Raw genomic sequence first — 19,016 nt, 5'->3', positions numbered from 1 at the left:
CAGTCCAGGTGCGCCTGGAACTGGGCCGCGCAGCTCTCTTGGCCCGCCGCCGTCGCGCGTACATCGAAGTCCTCTGCGTCCTGGCAGAAGTGCGGGCAGTCCACATCGGTGGGCCGCTCCGCCACATTGCAGGTATTGGCCTCTGCGCAGACCGATTCACACTTGCTGGAACAACCGGTGACAAGGCCCATCACCGCCAGCAGACCCATGGCCAGAACAACAACTCTTCTCACGCTGACTCCCTCCCAGGAGGATTGTCTTGAAACCAACGCATTGTGAACGTGACCTGATTGGAACGTCAACCCAGGGCATCCATATCGAGGCCCTTTGGCGTCCAACCTCGGAAGTCAAGCCCCCCTTCAGTCCATGAAACACGCGTTTCAGGTGAAGAAGCGCCGCAACACGGAGACCATGGCCGCCACGTCCGCGGCCGCGGCCAGCTCGCGGATGGAGTGCATGGAGAGCATGGGGCTGCCCACGTCCACCGTGCGGATGCCCAGCTGCGCGGCGGTGATGGGGCCAATGGTGCTGCCGCAGCCCAGGTCCGTCCGGGTGACGAAGTGCTGGGGCGTCACGCCGGCCTCGCGGCACAGGGCCGCGAAGTACGCCCAGGTCTCTCCATCCGTGGCGTAGGACTGGTTGACGTTGGACTTGATGACGGGACCGCCGCCCATCAGCGGCTGGTGCCTGGGCTCGTGGAGCGCGGCGTAGTTGGGGTGGACGGCGTGCGCCATGTCCGCGGACACCAGGTACGAATGACGGATGGCCCGGTGGAACGCGTCCGGGCGCCCGTCCGCGTGGCCCAGGACGATCCGCTCCAGGCAGTCGCGCAGGAAGGTGCCCGCGGCGCCCTGCGCACTCCGGCTGCCCACCTCCTCGTGATCGTAGAGCACGACGCCGCAGGTAGCCTCGCGGGCCTTGTCCATGGCCAGCAGCGCGGACAGCGCCGAGTGGCAGCTGGCCAGGTTGTCCAGGCGCGGCGCGTGGAGGAACTCGCCGTTGGCGCCCGAGCGCGTGGAGGGCTGCGTGTCATAGAGGCACAAGTCATAGCCGAGGATGTCCCCGGCCTCGGCGCGCACGCCCGCCCCGGCCAGCTCGCGCACGAGCAATGAGCGCAGCTCCGCAGGGCCCGCGCTCTCCAGGCCCAGCACGGGGACCATGTGGTCCTGCGCGTTGAGCTTGAGGCCGTCCGTGTTGACGGTGCGGTTGAGGTGGATGGCCAGGTTGGGCACGCGCAGCAGCGGGCGACGGAGGTCCACCAGGTGGCCCTCGGGGCGGCCGTCAGCGCCGAGCACCACCAGGCGGCCCGCCAGGGACAGATCCCGATCCAGCCACGTGCTCAGCAGCACCCCGCCGTAGATCTCCACGCCGAGCTGGTGGTAGCCCTGTTTCGACACGGCAGCGTTGGGCTTGAGGCGCAGGTTGGGCGAGTCCGTATGGGAGCCCACCAACCGGAAGCCCGCGCGCTCCACGAATGCCGTGCCCAGGTGGAACGCGGCGATGCTCGTGTCAGCCCGGGTGACGTACACCCGCTCTCCGGGCTGGAGCGTCCAGGGCTCCCGCTCATCCAGCGCGCGGTAGCCCTGCTCAGAGAGGCGACGAGCCGTCTCCCGCACCGCGTGGTACGGGGTCGGGGAAGCGTCGATATAGGCAAGCAGATCCTTGGCCGTGGCGTCCGTGTCGATGGGGCTCATTGCCTCGCAGGCTAGCGCCCCTGCCGCAGCGGCTCCAAGGCTCAGGGAGTGGGCGGCTCGACGGCGGCACCCCGGCGGTGCCCCCGGGGTGCATCCAGGAACGTGCCGAGCAGCACCCAGCGCCGCGCGGCCTCCTCTGCGCCGGGGCGGGCCACCAGCGGCGTGGTGTAGTGCCAGAAGGGCAGCCGGTACACCGTCATCCCTCCCACCGTATTAACGCTGGCGATCTCCGAGAAGTGGCCGCCCCGGGCGTAGACGAGCCACTGGTGCGAGACGGCCGGCGTGGCGAGGCTGACGTGCATGTCGACGTACCCATCCCGTGCCTCGGCGTCCTCGGGGTGGTGATCATTGTGCGGCCCCGAGTAGTCACCGGGCCCGTAGCACAGCGCCTGGATGCCCCACCTGCGCCGCAGCGCCCGCCCGCTCACCGCGGCGGCGAAGGCGCCGAAGCTCTCCGAGCGCAGCATGGCGGTGAGCCCCACCCGCTCGGCCGCGCGCCACGAGCGCGAGCGACGGCTCCCCAGCAGGGCGGTGCGCACCCGCACGGTCTTGGGCAGCAGCTCCGAGTAGTTCTCCGTCATCCCCAGCAGGCTCTCCGGAGGGATGGGATCCTCCATCTGCGCCAGCGTGCCGAGCAGCTCCTCCTCCAGCACGTCCCGGCATGCGGCAGCCTTCTTCGCGTCGATGACCCCCGTCAGGGAGATGAAGCGCTGGGGCGGCACCCGGAGCAGCGCGCCACACACCTGAGTGTCTCGTCCTCTGAGAATCCGGAGGCCTTTGGGGGTGAGGAGGTCTGCAAACTCGGAAGGAAAGGAAGGCATGGCAACTTCCACCCAGGGTGTCAGATAATGGCCCCAACGTCTCTCCAGGAGTTCTTCCATGGATCCCATCGGTCGCCGCCCTACTGCCCTCCGGCCTGCTCCCACTGCTGCTCAGGCGGAGACCCGCCCCGCGGCGACCGCGAAGACGGCGCCGACGAACGCACTGAGCCAGGTGCAGCGCAGCAGCTTCGAAGCGCCGGTGGTCCAGGCCGCGGTGGCGAAGCCGATGCCGGGCGCCTGGCGCGGTGGGCCTGACACGCCGGTGGGCAAGGCCATCGCCGGCATGGTCGATCGGATGCGGGCCTCGGACGCATCGGGGATCCAGATCAAGGGCGACACGATGGAGAGCCTCTTCACGCGGGCGATCCTGGACAACAAGCACGTGTCGAACGAGCAGCTCCTGGAGATCGCGAACGTGAAGCTGGAGCAGCTGGCCACCAGCCCCGAGGATCGCGCGAAGGTGCTGAAGAAGGTGCCGAACGCCCGGGAGCTGCCGGTGCACAAGTTCACGGTGGGGATGCTCGCGGCGGCCACGGGCATCGATCCGAAGGCGCTCTCCGAGGCCTGCCCGGATCTGGGCCTGACGGGGGCGCCGGGCACGCCGCTGCTGTATGCGGCGAAGACGGAGCGGATGCAGCGCTCCACGGCGCTCCACGACTTCACGGACTACCTGCGGGGCGCCGGCGTCAAGGGGATGAACAAGGCGGTCTGGGGCGTGGAGAACCGCATCCTGTCGGCCGCCGTCAGCGCGCTGGGCGGCGGGCGCTACTGAGCCCCCGACTCCCCTCAGCCTTCGGATCCTGAGCCGCCTGCCAGCCGCTGGCGGGCCACCTCGCGGCGCCTTGCCCGGGCCTTGCCGGCCACCCCGAGCAAGGCCTTGTCCCGCTCCCAGAGTTCGCGCGTCTGCGCGTCCACCTGGGGCCACCACTCCTCCAGTCCCCTCACAAACCGCTGGCACAGCTCCAGCACTCCGCCGAGCGCCACGTGCACCGCTGGCGAGGTGGGCTCCGCCAGCGCCAGCCCGCGGATCGCCACTGCCAGCGCGAGCGCCTCATCCTGCACCCGCTCCGGCCACCCCGAGCGGCGCGCCACCTGGAGCACCCAGCCGAGGAAGGCCGCATGGACGTGGCAGTCCTCCACCGTCCGGAAAGGCTTGAGGTAGCGCGTGTACCCATCCCCGGGCAGCACCTCGTCCGGAGACACGGCCACCTCTCGCAGCTCCAGTTCCGCGTGGGGGACCTCCGGGACGAACGGCATGGGAGGGAGCGAGGTGAAGTGCACGCCCTCGCGATGAGCGTCGATCATCACCACCCGCAGCCGGTTCCGGCCCTGCTCGTCCTGCCCCTCGGTGGCCACGACAAACAGTGTCTCGGCCGCCGTGCCCAAGGTGACGAAGCCCTTGGATCCGGAGAGGCGCAGGGGCCCGCCGCCGTCACCGCCAGAGAGGCGCGTCTGGATGGCGCTGGGATGGGCCCCCCCCGCCTCGGTGGCGCAGAGCGCGGCGCGGTGGTCCGGTGGCATCCCCGTGAAGAGGGAGCGCAAGGCCGCGTGGTACCCGGAGGCAAACGCGAAGCCGAGCCGATCCGCCAGGAAGCCGCCCGCCAATGCCAGGTCCACGGTCACCGGGAAACGCGAGGCGAGCCCCAGGTGTTGACGCCACCAGTCCTCCAGCGACTGGAGGGCACCTGGTTGCGGCGGCGTCGTCAGGAGGAACCGAAGGATTTCATCCACGGCCCCACTCTATGCCACCGGAAAATGGTAGGCATTCTAACCTTTGCCCCACCCAGGGGTTCTGCTCCTGGAACTGCTCGCTCACCTACGGACGATGCCCACCTCTCCCGGGACACACCATCGCGGATACCTGCTCGCCTTGACAGCGGTGCTCCTCGCCCTGGTGCTCACGCCTGGCACCAGCTCGGCCCAGCAGGACAGCGCCTGGGTGAGCATGACGCTCGAGGAGGCCTTCACCCGGGCCCTCAAGGTCAGTCCCCAGGTCGTCCAGGCGCAGGGAACCATCCGGACGACTCAGGCGGCTGAGCGGAGCGCCTTCGGGGCCTACCTGCCAGGGTTGTCCCTTAGCGCAAACAGCTCGCTCGGCAATGGCTCCAACGGCTCCACCAGTGCCGGCCTCTCGGCCTCCTGGGACGTGTTCACCGGGTTCCGCCGCCGCTCCGAGCGGCAGCGCGCCCAGGCCGAGTCCCAGTCCGCGGAGGCCCAGCTCGTCGGGCAGCGCTTCACCGTGGAGCTCTCCGTCGAGCGCTCGTTCTTCGACGCGCTGCGCGCCGAGGAGCTCATGGCCGTGGCGCGGGCTCGCATTGAGCGCGCGAAGGAAGGCGTCGGCGCGGCGGAGCGACGCCTGACCGTAGGCTCGGCGACTCGCTCGGACGTGCTCCGCTCCCAGCTCGAGCTCAACACCGCCCAGGAGTCCTTGCTCCAGCTCGAGAACCAGCGCCTGACGGCCGCCCTCTCGCTGGGCCGGCTCGTCGGTGTCGATGGGCCCGTGGATCCCGCCCCCTCCGGCCCCCTCGAGCCCACGCCGATCCAGGCCTCGCGCGAGGCGGTGATCTCCAGCCTCGTCTCGCAGGCACCCTCGGTGCAGTCCGCGGAGGCCGCCGTGCTCGCCGCGGAGGCGGGCATCGGCACGGCGCGCTCCCAGTACTACCCCACTGTCCGACTCTCCGGGGGCTACAACCTCGGCTACAACTGGGGCATCGAGGACCCCGGTTTCTCCAGCGGGCGAACGGGCTGGTCGGTCCAGCTCGGCCTGTCCTACTCCATCTTCGACGGCTTCCAGCGACAGGAGGGCATGGTCCGCGCGACGACGCAGGCGGAGGTGACTCAGGCCCTGCTCGCCGACACCCGGCGGGCCGTCCGCGCCGAGGCCGAGCGGGTGCTGAGCCAGCTCCAGCTCTCGGAGCAGCGGATCTCCATGGCCCGGCAGGCCGTCGAGGTGGCCGAGGAGGATCTGCGCGTCCAGCAGGAGCGCTACCGCCTGGGCGCCACCACCATCCTGGAGCTGCTCACCTCCCAGGCGGCCCTCGTCGAGGCGCAGAACAACCTCGTGAGCCTGCGCTTCGACTACCTGCTCTCCCGCGCGGAGCTCGAGTCGATCCTGGGGAGGAAGCTGTGAGCGCGGCGGAACGCGCGCTGTCGGACGTGGTGATCCGCGTCGAGAGCCTCACCAAGACCTACCGGATGGGCTCGGAGGAGGTCTTCGCGCTGCGCGGAGTCAACCTGGAGATCCGACGCAACGAGTACGTGGCCGTCATGGGGCCGTCCGGCTCCGGCAAGTCCACCTTCATGAACCTGATCGGCTGCCTGGACATCCCCAGCAGCGGTCAGTACTGGCTCAACGGCCAGCCCGTGGCGGGGCTGAGCGAGGAGTCCCTGGCGAGGATCCGCAACCGCGAGATCGGCTTCGTCTTCCAGAGCTTCAACCTGCTTCCCCGCGCCTCCGCCCTGGACAACGTGGCGCTGCCGCTCGTCTACGCGGGCGTGAAGAAGCGCCAGCGCCATGAGCGGGCCGCGGCCCTGCTCGAGAAGGTGGGCCTGGGGGCTCGCAAGGACCACCGCCCCAACGAGCTCTCGGGCGGCCAGCGCCAGCGCGTGGCCATCGCCCGAGCCCTGGTGACCCAGCCTGCCCTGCTGCTGGCGGACGAGCCGACGGGCGCGCTCGACAGCAAGACGGGAGTCGAGATCATGGCGCTCTTCGGCGAGCTCCATGCCCAGGGGCAGACCCTCATGATGGTCACCCATGAAGCCGACATCGCCGAGCACGCCAAGCGGGTCCTCTTCCTCAAGGACGGCGTGATCGAGCGGGATGACAGGAAGCAGGAGTGAATTGGCCGCGCTGCCTGGCGAGGTGGCGCGGCGGGAGAAGCGCTCGTGAGCAACTGGAAGAAGGTGGTCCTCATCCTCGGAGCGCTGGCCCTCGCCGGGGCGGGGGTGTACTTCGCGCGCACCCGGTCCACGGAGAAGACAGCCCAGCAGGAGCTGCCCACCGCCGAGGCCAAGCGCATGGACCTGGAGATCGTCGCCGAGGCCTCCGGCCTGCTGGAGCCGATCCGGGTGGTGGAGGTGAAGTCGAAGGCCTCCGGCGAGGTCCTCCGCGTGCTCGTCGAGACCGGCAGCAAGGTGGCGCAGGGAGATCTGCTGGCGGAGATCGATCCTCGGGACGTGCAGAACGCGCTCACCCAGGCCGAGGCGGACCTCGAGTCCGCTCGGGTCCGCCTGTCGACCGTGGATGCCCAGCGCCAGCGCATGGAGTCGCTGCGGGCCTCGGGCGTCGTCACCCAGCAGGAGCTGGAGGCGGCGGTGGATTCGTCCGCCACGGCCCGCGCGGCCTCGGTCCGCGCCGAGACGAACCTGCAGCTTGCGCGAGAGCGGAGGAAGGACGTGACGATCCGCGCCCCCATCGCCGGCACCATCCTGGAGCGAACCATCGAGCCGGGGCTCATCATCGCCTCCGCCACCACCAACGTGTCTGGCGGCACCACGCTGTTCAAGATGGCCGACATGTCCGAGATACAGGTCCGCACAAAGGTGGACGAGACCGACATCGGGAAGATCGGCCCCGGCCTGGAGGCGCGGGTGTCGCTGGAGGCCTACCCGAGCCGCACCTTCATCGGCGAGGTCGTCAAGATTGAGCCCCAGGCCGTGGTCGAGCAGAACGTGACCCTCTTCCCGGTGCTCATCCGCCTGAAGAACCCAGAGGGGCTGCTCAAGCCAGGGATGAACGCAGAGGTGGGCGTCCAGATCGCCAGCCGGGAGGACGTCGTGACGATCCCCAACGCGGCGGTGGTGAGCCCCCGCGAGGCCGCCTCCGCGGCGGCCGTGCTGGGACTGGATGAGGCGTCGGTGCGCACGACGCTGCGTCCGCCGGGAGCCTCCCCCGAGGGCGGCCCGGCTCCCGAGAGCGCCCCCGCCCCCTCCCCCGAGTGCACGGAGCTGCTCCAGCGCCTCCGAACGGATGGCGGGCCGGGTGAGCTGTCCGAGGCGGATCGCGAGAAGCTCCGGGCGTGCAGACCTGAGGGGGCGACCGCCTCCGGTGCGCGGGGCTCCCGGTCCCGTGGCGGACAGGGGCAGCGCGGAGACAACCCGGACAGGCGCCCAGGGGTGGTCTTCGTGCAGCAGGCGGGAGGCCCGCAGCCCCGGCGCGTCATGCTGGGCCTGAGTGACTGGGAGAACACGGAGGTCCTCAGCGGCCTGGAGCCCGGTGAGAAGGTGCTCCTGGTCTCCGTGGCCCAGCTCCAGCAGCAGCAGCAGCAGAGCCTCGAGCGGATGCGGCAGCGGACCGGCGGGGTGATCCCTGGCGCGGGCGGCACCGGGCGCGGTGGCGGCGGCGGGCGGAGGTAACAGGGCCATGCTGATCTTCGAGATCCTCTGGGTCGCGCTGGATGCGATCGTCGCCAACAAGCTGCGCTCGCTGCTCACCATGCTGGGTGTCGTCATCGGCATCGCGGCCGTCATCACCATGGTGGCCCTGGGCGAGGGTGCCCAGCGCTCCGTGGAGGCCCGGCTCAAGACGCTGGGCGCCAACGTGCTCACCGTGCGCCCGGGGCAGTCCTTCGCCGGTGGGTTGGGCCGAGGTCAGGCCTTGCTCTCCGTCGAGGATGCGGAGGCGCTCAGCGCGCAGTCGGAGAGCATCCAGGCCGTCTCGCCCGAGATGGAGAGCCGCGTCCAGATCGAGCGCGGCGCGAGCAACGCCAACCTGTCCATCGTGGGCAGCTGGCCCACCTACTTCAGCGTCAACAACTACCAGGTGGCAGCCGGGCGGCTCTTCACGGAGGCGGAGGATCGAGGCCGGCGCCGGGTGGCGGTGCTGGGCGCCCTGGTGGGAGCACAGCTCGGCGGCGCCTCCACCGACGCGCTGGTGGGGCAGACGATCCGGGTCGGCGGTGTGCCCTTCGAGGTCATCGGCGTGCTCGCTGAGAAGGGCTCCCAGGGGTTCTCGAACCCGGACGAGAGCATCTACATCCCCCTGGCGACCGCGCAGTTTCGCGTCATGGGCAACAACCGGCTGCGCTCGATCGCGGTGCAGGCCGTGAGCGAGGACAAGATGAATGCCGCCATGGTGGAGATCGATCAGATCCTCCGGCGCGCGCACCGGCTCCGCCCGGGGCAGGACGCGGACTTCAACATCCGCGATCAGGCCTCGCTGCTCAGCACCGTGCAGGAGACGACCCAGACCTTCACCCTGCTGCTGGCGGGCATCGCGGCGATCTCTCTGCTGGTGGGCGGCATCGGCATCATGAACATCATGCTGGTCTCGGTGACGGAGCGCACCCGGGAGATCGGCCTGCGCAAGGCGCTCGGCGCACGTCCGAACGACATCATGCTCCAGTTCCTCATCGAGTCCCTCGTGCTGTGCCTGGTGGGCGGAGGGCTCGGGCTCCTGCTGGGTCTGGGCGGCTCCTACGCGCTCCAGCAGCTCGCAGGGTGGAACACGGCCGTGGCGCCCGAGTCGGTGGTGCTGGCCTTCGTCTTCTCGGGCGGGGTGGGCGTCTTCTTCGGAATCTGGCCCGCCCGGCGGGCCGCGAGCCTCACGCCGATCGAGTCGCTCCGGTACGAGTAGAAGGGAGCCGACAGCCCCTACGCCCGCTTGCGACCCTTCGCCTGGGAGCCCTCACGCGCCGTCTTCTTGCGCTGGGGGCCCTTCACGCGGGACGTCTTCCTCCCGGTCGTCGCGGGTTTGCTGGAGCGCTTCGCGCCCTTCTTCGCCTTCTGGGTGCTCTTCGCTGGCTTCGGGGGCGCGAGGATGGTGCCGCGGCAGTTCTTCGCGCCGCAGCGGCACACATAGAGCTGCTCCGACTCCTCATCCATCCCCTCGGCCCGCTCGTAGGCGTAGTCGTAGAGGAGCTCGTCGCCGGGCGAGATGTCCTTCAGGGCGTAGATGAAGATCTTGTCATCCTCGATGAGCGCCTGGCAGTTCGGATCACAGCTGTGGTTGATGAAGCGCGCCTCGTTGCCATCCACGGCGGCATCGATCACCGTGTTCTCGTCCAGGGTGAAGAGGAAGGTGTGGTGGCGACCCATCGCCTCGTCGTCGTAGCGCTTGTCCGCCTCCGCCTGGGTGATGCGCTCGCCGGTGTACTCGATGATGCGCGCGCCCTTGCGGATGCGGCGCGTGGCGAAGGCACCGCGCCCTTGGATGGAAGACTCGCGCAGCTCGAACGAGAGCGGGCGTCCTGGGCTGGAAGACGGAGCGGGAGTGGACTTCTTCGAGGTGGAGTCGGTCATCGAGCGTGAAAAGACAGTGGCGAGGGAGACACCCGGGCGAGACGCCCCGCCCAGGGCGGTGTACCTTGCCGCAACTCGGACCCTCGATGAAAGGAACTCGACGATGCGGCTGTGGATTGTGTTGGGCGCGGCCAACGCGTTCCTCTCGGTGGCGGCGGGGGCCTTTGGCGCGCACGCCTTGAAGGCCCGGCTTCCCCAGGATCTCCTGACGATCTTCGAGACGGGAGCGCGCTATCACATGTATCACTCGCTCGGCCTCATCGCGATCGGGCTCGTGGCGCAGACGCGGCCCTCTCCGCTGCTCTCCACCGCTGGAGGAGCCATGCTGGCCGGCATCGTGCTCTTCTCCGGCAGCCTGTACGTGCTGGCGCTGACGGGCATCCGAGCGCTGGGCGCCATTACCCCCATAGGGGGCCTGGGCTTCCTGGTCGGCTGGGCCTTGCTGGCCATCGCCGTGTGGCGCTCCGCGGCCTGAGCCTCACTTCACCTTCGGTGGAATGGGGTACATCAGGTCCACCTCCGCGTGATGGAACAGGCCCAGGGACTCGCGCTGGATGACGAGGCACCAGCGCTGGTAGTCGGCGTCGGCCCAGAGCTTCTGGTACTCCTCGGCCTTCTTCGCGCGCTGCCACCCGCTGAGCGTGGACAGCTCGCCTTGAAGCTTCACCAGCTGAGCGATCAGGGTCTCCAGCTTGTCCCCGACGCGCCGCAGCGCCGAGGCCTTCTCCCGTCGGATCTCGACTTCAACAGCGAGAGGCGTGCCGATCGATGAGGATGACGAGGGCATGCCTGAAAGCTAACGGTCTCCCTGGGAGCTGTCGACGGCAGGGACCTTGAGCAAGGGGACTGACTCCTGTGTCCCATCGGCTGCGCTTATTGGCACCGGCCGGGGGAGCGAGGGCGAGGCTGGCTCTCCAGGAAGGAGAGAGGCCACCGCGGGATCCTTCTGGCGCTTGCGCAGCTCCATGTAGCCCTCAATGGCACGCTCGAGCCCCACGTCCGCCTTCGCCCGCTCGGACAGGAACCACTTGTGCTCCAGCACCTGGCAGTACAGCTCGGAGAGCTCCGTGGCGCCGCGCACAGGCTGGAGCTTCTGGATGGTGGGGTTGAAGCGCTCCTCCAGCCAGCGGAACGCCGCGGTGCTCAAGGGCGTGCTGCGGTTGAGCTCGCGCGTGAGCGTGGCCTTGAGCTCCTGGATCTCGTTGAGCAGCAGCGTGGCCTGCTTCTCCTCGGCGACGAGGCCCAGGAGGTTGTGGAGCTGGTGGCGGTGGTAGCTGCGGTCCGTGACGATGGTCCGCATGCGCAGGTGATCGCTCTCGCCGCTGGCCACCAGATCCACCTCCCCCACCGAGAAGCCCAGATCGTTCAGCGCGCGGATCCGCTCGTGGATGCGGTAGCTCTCGTGCGTCGCGATGGGGATCTCCTTGTTGATCTCCTCCCAGAGCCGCTCGTAGCGCTTGCGGATGGTGGGGCCCGTCTCGAAGACATCAAGAGACGGGGGCAGCTGCACCGCCGCCGCTAGATCCGCCAGGCCACCGGCGATGTTCTCCTCCATGATGTCCAGATCGTGCAGGCGCTTGCCCTCGGACAGGCGCTCGTGCAGCTCGGAGGTCTCCGCGTCCACCGCGTAGGCCTGCAGCTCGCCCGCGTCCCGGCGGAACAGCGTGTTGGAGAGGGAGCAGTCCCCCCAGTAGAAGCCGCCCAGGTGCAGGCGCACCAGCAGGCTGGCCATGGCGTCCAGCAAGCGCTCCCGGTAGCGCTCCAGGCCTTGGTTCATGAAGAGCGTGCGGTAGGGCAGCGAGCCCTCCAGGTAGCGGGTGATGAGCACGCTGCTCTCCTCGCCTTCCGAGGGCTCCGAGCCCGTGCGCGCCTTCACCAGCCCCACGGCCGCCACCGCCGGCAGCTCCCGCTCCTCCAGGCCGCGCAGCACCTCGTACTCGCGCTGGCCCACCCGTGGCGGCAGCTCCTTGAGGGCGTAGATGACCTTGCCATAGCTGACGAAGAGCACCTCATGCCGCGACAGGCCGCGAGGCACCTGGACCAGCCGGGTGCACTTTCCCTCCCACTCCCCGAGTGGCAGATTCCACGGCAGATCGAGGAAGTCCGGATGCCCCTGGCGGATCTGGATGGCGGTGAGGCCGATGGGTGGCATGGAATGGCTTGTAGCGACCCGGCGAGCCTCACGCTAGCGTCCACCTCTTCCGCGGCCTGGACCGCGTGGACACCTTCCATCCGCAGGCGGGAGCACCCATGGCACTGGCAGTGGAACCCCTCGTGAAGTCGCTGAAGGGCCTGGAGGCTCGCACCCTGGAGGAGCTGCTCTCCCGGCTGGGCGAGTTCGACAAGCTACGGGCCAAGGGTGAGCCGGTCCGGCTCCCGATGGTGACGCTCCACCTGCGCAGCGGGCGGGATCTCCAGGGAGTCTTCCTGGAGCAGCGCGAGGACCCCCGGGGTGGCAAGACGGTGGTCCTGCACGCGCTGAGCGGGGACGCCCGACGCCCCCAGCCGGACGCCCTCTTCATCCGGCTGGAAGCCGTCGAAGCCATCACCGTGCACGAGTTCCCGGGGCTCTTCCAGCCCGCGCCGGGAGCGCCGCCTCCGCCCACGAAGCTCGAGCTGCGGCGGAAGCTGGCCGAGCGTCAGGCCTCCCTGGCTGCGACGCTGGGCACCCCGCTGGAGCTCGAAGTGGACTGGGACAAGCTCCCACCGGAGCCCGAGGCCCTGGGCGCGCTGGACACCCTGGGCGCGCGGGCCTTCGGCGTGCTGGAGGAGCTGTCGCGCGAGCTGCTCGGGCTGGAGGCGCTGCGCACCCAGGTCCGCAAGGTGCACCTGACGGTAGGCCCGGCCGCACAGGTGCTCCGCGAGCAGCAGACGCTCCAGTTGGTGACTCCGGTGGCCGTGACGGGCTGGCTGTCCAAGGAGGACCTGCGCCGCGAGCTCGAGAAGGTGCTCTGAGCGCTCAGGGCTTGGAGGCGTCCTCCCACGTCAGCTCGTACTCGGTGTCCAGGGGGCCCGTGGCATACCCGCGCACCAGGACGCTGCGGACCTTCGCCCGCTCCACCGCCTTGGCGATGACGCCCTCGTGGTACGCGGGCGGCATGAAGTCGCGCTTGAAGATGAAGCGCCCGCTGCGCTCACCCGTCCACTCCACCCTTCGCTCGCCGTAGCTCAGCGAGGCCTTGTAGCTGATGGGCAGCTGGTTGACGAGCCGCTTCACGTTGGTGCCTGCCAGCATGAGCGCCGTCTTGCCCGCCACGGTGTTCAGGAAGCTCAGCGTGGACTGCTCGCCCATCCACCTCAGCACCTGCCATCCCCCCCCCAGGTGAGGGCTCAGGAGATCCACCACGGTGAGGGACATCTGGATGAAGCCCGAGACCGGATAGCTGAAGAAGTCGATGAACTTCCGCTGGCCCGCGGACTCGCGGCAGCGTGCCTCGATCTCGGGCCCCAGGAACGCCTTCACCCCGTCCAGCACGCCGTTGAAGAAGATGCCACGACAGGTGTCCTCCGGCTCGGCGAGCGCGAGCCGCTGCTCGAGCTGCTGTCGCACGTCCTGGACGGCGTAGATGGATGTGGAGTCTCGACGCCCACTCATACTGGGACAAGGCTAGGCATGCCTGGGCGGGGCAAGGCAAATACTGCAGAATCCGTCCTCGCGGAGTCCCTCCCTCCATGCCAATGCGCTTGCCCTCTGGCTCCCACCCCTCGCTGACCCCGCTGGCAACGCTCCTGGTGTGGGGGCTGCTGTGCGTCCCCCTCGCATCCGCAGAGCCCCCCCCGCCGGCCCGCCCGCTCCACGTCCTCTTCATCGGTAACAGCTACACGTACAACAACAACCTACCGGCCCTGGTGGAGGGCCTGGCGGCGTCGGCCACCCCGCCCCTGCGCATCCGGACGCGCGCCGTCACCCAGCCAGGGGTGCGGCTCCAGCAGCACTGGGAGCGAGGAGAGGCGCTCGCGGCGCTCCGGCAGGGCCGCTGGGACTATGTGGTGCTCCAGGAGCAGAGCACGCTGGGCCTGTTGCTCATCGAGGGCCGCCACGAGGTGAATGACCCGGAGCTCGCCTTCCACCCCTACGCGAGGCGCTTTGCCGAGGAGGCGCGCAAGGTAGGCGCGCAGCCGCTCTTCCTGCTCACCTGGGCCCGGCGAGACACCCCCGAGTCCCAGGCGCGTCTCACGCAGGCCTACATGTCCGTGGCCCGCGAGCTGGGAGCGCCCATCATCCCCGCGGGGCTGGCCTGGGCCCGGGCGCGACAGGAGAACCCCGAGGGGGTGCTCTACCACGAGGACGGCAGCCACCCCTCCCCCGCGGGCAGCTACCTCACGGCCTCCACGCTCTACACGACGCTGACGGGCAGCTCCCCCGTGGGACTGGCCTCCACCCTCACCGGGCACCCGATGCCCGAGGGGGTGCTCAACCCCGCGAAGACGGTGACGCTGGTCTCGCTCACGCCCGAGCAGGCCGAGCCGCTCCAGCGCGTGGCCTGGGCCACCTATGAGGAGCTGCGCCAGAGCGGCGGCTACGTCGAGGGACAGCCCCGGGTTCCCGAGCTGCCTACACTCCCGGAGGGCCAGCCCCTGGAGCTGCCCGCGCTGCTCGGCACATGGCAGGGGGAGATGCGCTTCTACTCCCAGGAGGCCGGCCAGTCCCCGGCCACGCTCCACCTGGCGGTGAAGCAGGCCGGGACCGCGCTGGCCGGCACCGTGCGCATCGTCTTCGCCAGCGGCAGGACGGAGGGGCCCTTCCCGCTCGAGGCGCTCGCGGTGGAGCCCTCCCGGGTGCGCTTCTCCACCCCGCTGCTGAGCAAGGGGCGGGGCAAGGTGGAGCACGAGGCGGTGCTCACTCCGGAGGGGCTGGTGGGCCTGGCCCGCTACGAGAACCCACGGAACCACGATCGGTATGTGGGGACGTGGAAGCTTCAGCGTCCGGAGCTTCCCGCGCCGCAGCCTGCGGAGCCGGAGCCGAAGCCCTGAGCCTCCGGGCTGGGACTCGCGCCCCTCACCACCTCAGGCGAGAGCCCACGCCGAACGTCAGGTAGTCCGGGTCGGAGCGGGAGAGCTCCCGTTCCAGGTTGAAGTGGTACCGCACCTCGAGGGCTACCGACAGGCGCTCTCCCAGGAGCAGCTCCACCTCCCCTCCCACCGAGGCTCCCGCATGGCCCGAGCGGTTGTCGTTGAGGCCCAGCCCGGCCAGCACGGAGGTCCGGGTGGGACCGACCTCAGCGCCCAGGCGAAGCAGGGCTCCGAGCTGGAAGAGGGAGTGCTGCGACAGGGTGACCTGTCCATTGAAGACCTCGGTCCGGGTGCCGACGCCGCCGTACCAGGCCACCTCCGGGCCCACCGCGACGTACGGTCCGATCAGCCCGAGCAGCGCGCCGGCCAGGCCACCATCAGCAAGCAGAAGAAGAGGAAGTGACGCACGCGAGCACCCTCGGGGAGCTCCAGCCTACGCCAGGCGCACGGGCTGGACCTGGGTCAACAGACGCTCGACGTCCGCCCTCCGGCAGAGATCCGTGCCTGCGCTCAGGAGCGCCGCGGTGCCGGAGGCAATGCCCCACCGGAAGGCCTCCTGGGGTGACAGGCCGCTCGCGAGCCCGAACGTCATGCCTCCCACGAAGCTGTCCCCTGCGCCCACCGAGCTGTGCGTCTCCACCGGCGGCGGGGTGGCGCTGAACTGGCCCTCGCGCGTCGTCAGGAGCGCGCCATCGGCCCCCTTGGAGACGACGAGCAGCTCGGCGCGTCCTTGCTCCAGGAAGCTCCGGGCGGCCGCGGCCAGGGCGGCGGGATCATCCACCTGGGTGCCCATCATGTCCCGGAACTCCTTACGGTTGGGCTTGGCGAAGAACACGCCCTCCTCCAGGGCCGCGCGCAGCGGCTCGCCCGAGGTGTCGAGCACCAGCCGCGCGTTCTGCTTGCGCGCCACCCGGGCCACCCGGGCATAGAAGTCCACGGGGACGCCGGGCGCCAGGCTGCCGCTGGCGACGATGTAGTCAGCGTCCGCCGCCACGGTGGACAGCGACTCCAGGCAGGCCTGCCACTCCTTCTCGGACAGCGTGGGCCCCGGCATGACGAAGCGGAACTCGCGCCCGCTCTTCTTCTCCGCCACCGTGAAGTTCTCCCGGGTATGGCCCGAGATGACGATGGGCCAGCGCCGCAGGCCCTTCTGCTCCAGGAGCTGCTCCAGCAGGTCTCCCGTGGAACCCCCCCGAGGGTAGAGCGCGAGCGACTCTCCGCCCAGCTCGCGGATGACCCGCGCGGCGTTGAGCCCTCCGCCACCTGGGTCGCGGCGCTCCGGCTCGCACCGGAGCTTGTGCTCGGGCGTCACCTCCGCCACGGTCGTGGCCAGATCGATCGTCGGGTTGATGGTCAGCGTCACAATGGGCTTCATGGCTGAGCGTCCCTCTCTATGGCTGACCAGGATGTACCCGGATGCGGCCCGTCGTTCCACCCCCAGCTGACGACTCCCACCTCCACGTCCAAACGCATCATGTCGAACGGATGATCGAACTTGTCACCGCTGCGCGTTGACGCCTGAGAGGAGCAGGGACTAGAGCGAGTCTCCTCGTGTCCCCCTCCTCGTCCGCCGGCTCTGCTGAGAATCTGTCGCCCCTGGCCTGGATTGTAGACGACAGCCCCATGGAGATTGAGGCCATCCGCCGCGCACTGTCCAGCGCTTGCCGGGTAGAGGTGTTCTCGACGGGAGAAGAGCTCCTCGAGGTGCTCCAGCAGCGACCCTCGCCCGACGTGCTCGTCCTGGACTGGCACCTGCCCGGCCTGTCCGGCATCGAGGTCTGCCGGTACCTGCGCGGCAACCCCGCCATGGCCATGCTCCCCATCCTCCTCGTGACCGGGCACACGCGTCCGGAGGACGTGGAGGAGGGGCTGCTGGCGGGCGCCAATGACTACGTCTTCAAGCCGTTCCACGCGGCGGAGCTGCTGGCCCGGGTGCATGCGCTCCTGCGCTGGGAGCTGCAGCGAAAGCGGACGCTCGCGGACGAGCGCTCGCTGCGTCTCATCGCGGAGCGCGCCCTCTTGGAGGTGCAGGCTGCCGAAGAGCGGGCCCGCCACAGCGAGCTGCGGTACCAGCTCGCCGCGCGTGCGACCCGGGATATCATCTGGGAGTGGAACCCGATCACGGGAGAGCTGCAGCACAGCCCGAGCCTCCTGACCTACTTTGGCTACAGGCCAGAGAATGTGGGGAACACCCTTGGCTGGTGGAACCAGTGCATCCACCCCGAAGATCGAGAGGGGGTGCTGCGCAGCTTCGAGGAGGCTGTCGGGACCGAGGTGCAGGACTGGCAGGCGGAGTACCGTCTGCGGCGCGCGGAGGGGACGTGGGCTCACGTGGTGAATCGCTGCCACATCGTCCGGGACACGAAGGGCCGTGCCACCCAGGTGGTGGGAGCGCTCCAGGACGTCACCGAGCGCAGGCGGCTGGAGGCGGAGTCCTCGCAGCGCGCCGAGTTCGAGCGTCAGCTCATTGGCATCGTCAGCCACGATCTGCGCAACCCGCTGAACGCGATCACGCTGGCGGCAACGGCCCTGCTGAAGTCGGAGGAGCTCGAGGAGCGGCAGCGGCGCAACGCCATCCGCGTCCTCACGTCCGCCGAGCGAGCCACGCGGATGATCCGGGATCTGCTGGACTTCACCCGGGCGCGACAGGGGGGCGGTATCCCGCTGCACCGGCGGCAGGCGAACCTCCACGCCCTGGTGCACTCGGTGGTGGACGAGGTGCAGCCCACCCACTCGGACCGCACCATCCTGGTAGAGCAGTCCGGAGACGGGCTGGGGGAGTGGGATCCGGATCGGCTGGCCCAGGTCATCACCAACCTGCTGGGGAACGCGCTTCAGTACAGCCCACCGGAGACGCCGGTCCGGGTGACGACGCGGGGAGAGGTGGACGCGGTCGTCCTGGAAGTGCACAACGAGGGAAACCTGATCGCGTCCGATGTGCTCCCTCGCATCTTCGAGCCGATGGAGCGAGGCCTCCCCTCGCAGACAGGCCATGCAGGGAGGAGCATCGGCTTGGGGCTCTTCATCGTCCGGCACATCGTGCTGGCGCATGGGGGGCGGGTGAGCGTCCGGTCCCTGGTGGAGGGCGGGACCACCTTCACCGTCCTGCTGCCTCGAGCGCCCTGAGCCCCGGGGCCCGGCGGTCCCTGTCGGACGCGCGGGACGGGTGGGCTACGATCCCCGGGTCATGCCCATCCCGCCCCCACGCTCCCTCCGCCTCGCTGCCCTGCTCGTGTCCCTGAGCCTGCTGTCGCTCGCCTGTGAGGGCGACAAGCCCCTGCCACCCGACCCGCCCCCGGAGGGCGACGACCCGAACGTGGTCTACGGCCAGCGGATCATCCACCGCCGCTTGGAGACGGGGGATGTGGTGGCCTTGGACAACACGGGCGTGCGGTCCACGCTGTCGGTGCTCGTGCCCACGGGCGACACCTTCGAGACACGCCCCTTCGTCGCCCGGGACACCGACGCCTTCCAGTTCGACAACGTCCCGCAGGGCCCCTACTACTTGAAGCGAGGCACGAACTCGTACGTCATCACTGAGCACCGCCAGCTCAACCTGGATGAGTACCTCCTGGGCCGTGAGGGCGTCGTCACCGTGCCCACGGCCCTCCAGGCCACCCTGAGCGTGGACGGCCTGGCGCCCATGGAGGCCTACCAGGACTTCGACCTGGTGGCTCCGAACGCGGGAGCGGCGGGGGTGCTCCACCTGAGCTCCGCGCCACAGCCGGGGGGAACCTCGCTGACCGGGCAGAGCGCGGAGTACCGCTCGGCCTTCGGGCGCCAGGAGGTCATCGACAGCACGAAGGGGGATCGTCTCTACCTGCTCCAGAAGCTTCGGCGCGCGTCGGGAGACTTCAACTACTTCGCGCTCGCGCGGGCGCTGACGCTGACGAACGTGACGCTCCGCGGGGATGGGCAGTCCACGCCCGTGAGCGGAACCTTCAGCGCGTTTGCACCGCAGCAGCTCACCGTGGACTGGCGGCGCTCGAGCTTCGAGGCGCACCGGGCGGCGGTGCACCCGCTGGCCGTGCCCCTGCCCGAGACCTCCGTGCGCCACAGCCTGATCCTGGCCCCGGCGGTGGGCGGGCTGAAGGAGGGAGTGGTGGGCTATGCCGGGGAGCTGATCTCCGGGAACATCCCGGCCTCCAGTCAGGATGTGACGCTCTTGCTGGAGTACGGCAACCCCTACCCCCCTGCGTGGGGTGTGGTGGCGAGCGTGGTCCACCGCTACCAGATCCCGGTGAAGGTG

The 19,016-nt window shown here is 69.7% G+C and carries 20 protein-coding genes; 10 read left to right on the top strand and 10 right to left on the bottom strand.

Annotated features, from left to right (window positions below):
• From VD972_RS03915 to VD972_RS03905, 3 genes are all read right to left on the bottom strand, one after another.
• Positions 1 to 233 (bottom strand): hypothetical protein (locus VD972_RS03915; protein WP_324980936.1); only part of this gene is annotated, 233 nt, incomplete at its 3' end.
• A 147-nt stretch (positions 234 to 380) separates the two neighbouring features.
• The gene (locus VD972_RS03910; protein ID WP_324980933.1) at positions 381 to 1,694 is read right to left on the bottom strand and encodes a M18 family aminopeptidase; all 1,314 of its coding nucleotides are present in this window, start codon (positions 1,692 to 1,694) and stop codon (positions 381 to 383) included.
• A gap of 41 nt (positions 1,695 to 1,735) precedes the next feature.
• Positions 1,736 to 2,515 carry a hypothetical protein gene (locus VD972_RS03905; protein ID WP_324980930.1) on the bottom strand — a complete coding sequence of 260 codons (780 nt, stop codon included), beginning with the start codon at positions 2,513 to 2,515 and terminating at the stop codon, positions 1,736 to 1,738.
• 58 nt (positions 2,516 to 2,573) lie between these two features.
• Here VD972_RS03905 and VD972_RS03900 point away from each other — a divergent pair, with 58 nt between their 5' ends.
• On the top strand, positions 2,574 to 3,287 hold the full coding sequence (locus tag VD972_RS03900) for a hypothetical protein (RefSeq protein ID WP_324980927.1): 714 nt from the start codon (positions 2,574 to 2,576) through the stop codon (positions 3,285 to 3,287).
• Between the two features lie 14 nt (positions 3,288 to 3,301).
• On the opposite strand, the gene VD972_RS03895 is transcribed toward VD972_RS03900, so the two are convergent.
• Positions 3,302 to 4,246, bottom strand: coding sequence for an acyl-CoA dehydrogenase family protein (locus tag VD972_RS03895; protein WP_324980924.1), 945 nt, complete (start codon positions 4,244 to 4,246; stop codon positions 3,302 to 3,304).
• Between the two features lie 148 nt (positions 4,247 to 4,394).
• On the opposite strand from VD972_RS03895, the gene VD972_RS03890 reads away from it, so the two are divergent.
• From VD972_RS03890 to VD972_RS03875, 4 genes are all read left to right on the top strand, one after another.
• Positions 4,395 to 5,645, top strand: a complete 1,251-nt coding sequence (locus tag VD972_RS03890) for a TolC family protein (RefSeq protein ID WP_324980941.1) — start codon at positions 4,395 to 4,397, stop codon at positions 5,643 to 5,645.
• A gap of 65 nt (positions 5,646 to 5,710) precedes the next feature.
• Entirely contained in the window at positions 5,711 to 6,355 is a 645-nt protein-coding gene (locus VD972_RS03885; protein ID WP_324980938.1) for an ABC transporter ATP-binding protein, read from the top strand.
• Positions 6,356 to 6,400: 45 nt separating this feature from the next.
• Positions 6,401 to 7,870 carry an efflux RND transporter periplasmic adaptor subunit gene (locus VD972_RS03880; protein WP_324980921.1) on the top strand — a complete coding sequence of 490 codons (1,470 nt, stop codon included), beginning with the start codon at positions 6,401 to 6,403 and terminating at the stop codon, positions 7,868 to 7,870.
• A gap of 7 nt (positions 7,871 to 7,877) precedes the next feature.
• Positions 7,878 to 9,089, top strand: coding sequence for an ABC transporter permease (locus VD972_RS03875; RefSeq protein WP_324980918.1), 1,212 nt, complete (start codon positions 7,878 to 7,880; stop codon positions 9,087 to 9,089).
• Between the two features lie 17 nt (positions 9,090 to 9,106).
• Here VD972_RS03875 and VD972_RS03870 read toward each other — a convergent pair whose 3' ends face one another.
• Complete coding sequence (locus VD972_RS03870; protein WP_324980915.1) at positions 9,107 to 9,754, bottom strand: SET domain-containing protein; 648 nt, start codon at positions 9,752 to 9,754, stop codon at positions 9,107 to 9,109.
• A 103-nt stretch (positions 9,755 to 9,857) separates the two neighbouring features.
• On the opposite strand from VD972_RS03870, the gene VD972_RS03865 reads away from it, so the two are divergent.
• On the top strand, positions 9,858 to 10,229 hold the full coding sequence (locus tag VD972_RS03865) for a DUF423 domain-containing protein (protein WP_324980912.1): 372 nt from the start codon (positions 9,858 to 9,860) through the stop codon (positions 10,227 to 10,229).
• Positions 10,230 to 10,232: 3 nt separating this feature from the next.
• Here the strand turns inward: VD972_RS03865 and VD972_RS03860 are convergent, their stop codons facing one another.
• A complete protein-coding gene (locus VD972_RS03860; protein WP_324980909.1) occupies positions 10,233 to 10,541 on the bottom strand; it encodes a hypothetical protein in 309 nt (102 codons plus the stop codon).
• A gap of 9 nt (positions 10,542 to 10,550) precedes the next feature.
• Positions 10,551 to 11,906 (bottom strand): DUF4032 domain-containing protein, encoded by a 1,356-nt coding sequence (locus VD972_RS03855; RefSeq protein ID WP_324980906.1) that lies wholly within the window; start codon positions 11,904 to 11,906, stop codon positions 10,551 to 10,553.
• A 98-nt stretch (positions 11,907 to 12,004) separates the two neighbouring features.
• Here VD972_RS03855 and VD972_RS03850 point away from each other — a divergent pair, with 98 nt between their 5' ends.
• The gene (locus VD972_RS03850) at positions 12,005 to 12,709 is read left to right on the top strand and encodes a hypothetical protein (protein ID WP_324980903.1); all 705 of its coding nucleotides are present in this window, start codon (positions 12,005 to 12,007) and stop codon (positions 12,707 to 12,709) included.
• Positions 12,710 to 12,713: 4 nt separating this feature from the next.
• On the opposite strand, the gene VD972_RS03845 is transcribed toward VD972_RS03850, so the two are convergent.
• Complete coding sequence (locus VD972_RS03845; RefSeq protein WP_324980900.1) at positions 12,714 to 13,349, bottom strand: DUF2378 family protein; 636 nt, start codon at positions 13,347 to 13,349, stop codon at positions 12,714 to 12,716.
• Between the two features lie 77 nt (positions 13,350 to 13,426).
• Here VD972_RS03845 and VD972_RS03840 point away from each other — a divergent pair, with 77 nt between their 5' ends.
• Entirely contained in the window at positions 13,427 to 14,728 is a 1,302-nt protein-coding gene (locus VD972_RS03840; RefSeq protein WP_324980898.1) for an SGNH/GDSL hydrolase family protein, read from the top strand.
• Positions 14,729 to 14,753: 25 nt separating this feature from the next.
• Here VD972_RS03840 and VD972_RS03835 read toward each other — a convergent pair whose 3' ends face one another.
• A complete protein-coding gene (locus tag VD972_RS03835) occupies positions 14,754 to 15,083 on the bottom strand; it encodes a hypothetical protein (protein WP_324980897.1) in 330 nt (109 codons plus the stop codon).
• A gap of 117 nt (positions 15,084 to 15,200) precedes the next feature.
• Positions 15,201 to 16,142, bottom strand: a complete 942-nt coding sequence (locus VD972_RS03830) for a 1-phosphofructokinase family hexose kinase (RefSeq protein WP_324980895.1) — start codon at positions 16,140 to 16,142, stop codon at positions 15,201 to 15,203.
• 176 nt (positions 16,143 to 16,318) lie between these two features.
• On the opposite strand from VD972_RS03830, the gene VD972_RS03825 reads away from it, so the two are divergent.
• The gene (locus VD972_RS03825) at positions 16,319 to 17,893 is read left to right on the top strand and encodes a response regulator (protein ID WP_324980893.1); all 1,575 of its coding nucleotides are present in this window, start codon (positions 16,319 to 16,321) and stop codon (positions 17,891 to 17,893) included.
• A 61-nt stretch (positions 17,894 to 17,954) separates the two neighbouring features.
• Positions 17,955 to 19,016 (top strand): hypothetical protein (locus tag VD972_RS03820; protein WP_324980890.1); only part of this gene is annotated, 1,062 nt, incomplete at its 3' end.

The organism is Hyalangium sp. (assembly GCF_035629615.1).
Lineage (GTDB): Bacteria > Myxococcota > Myxococcia > Myxococcales > Myxococcaceae > Hyalangium.
The sequence above is the reverse complement of the archived record's forward strand: the minus strand, read 5'-3'. Positions and strand labels throughout refer to the sequence as shown.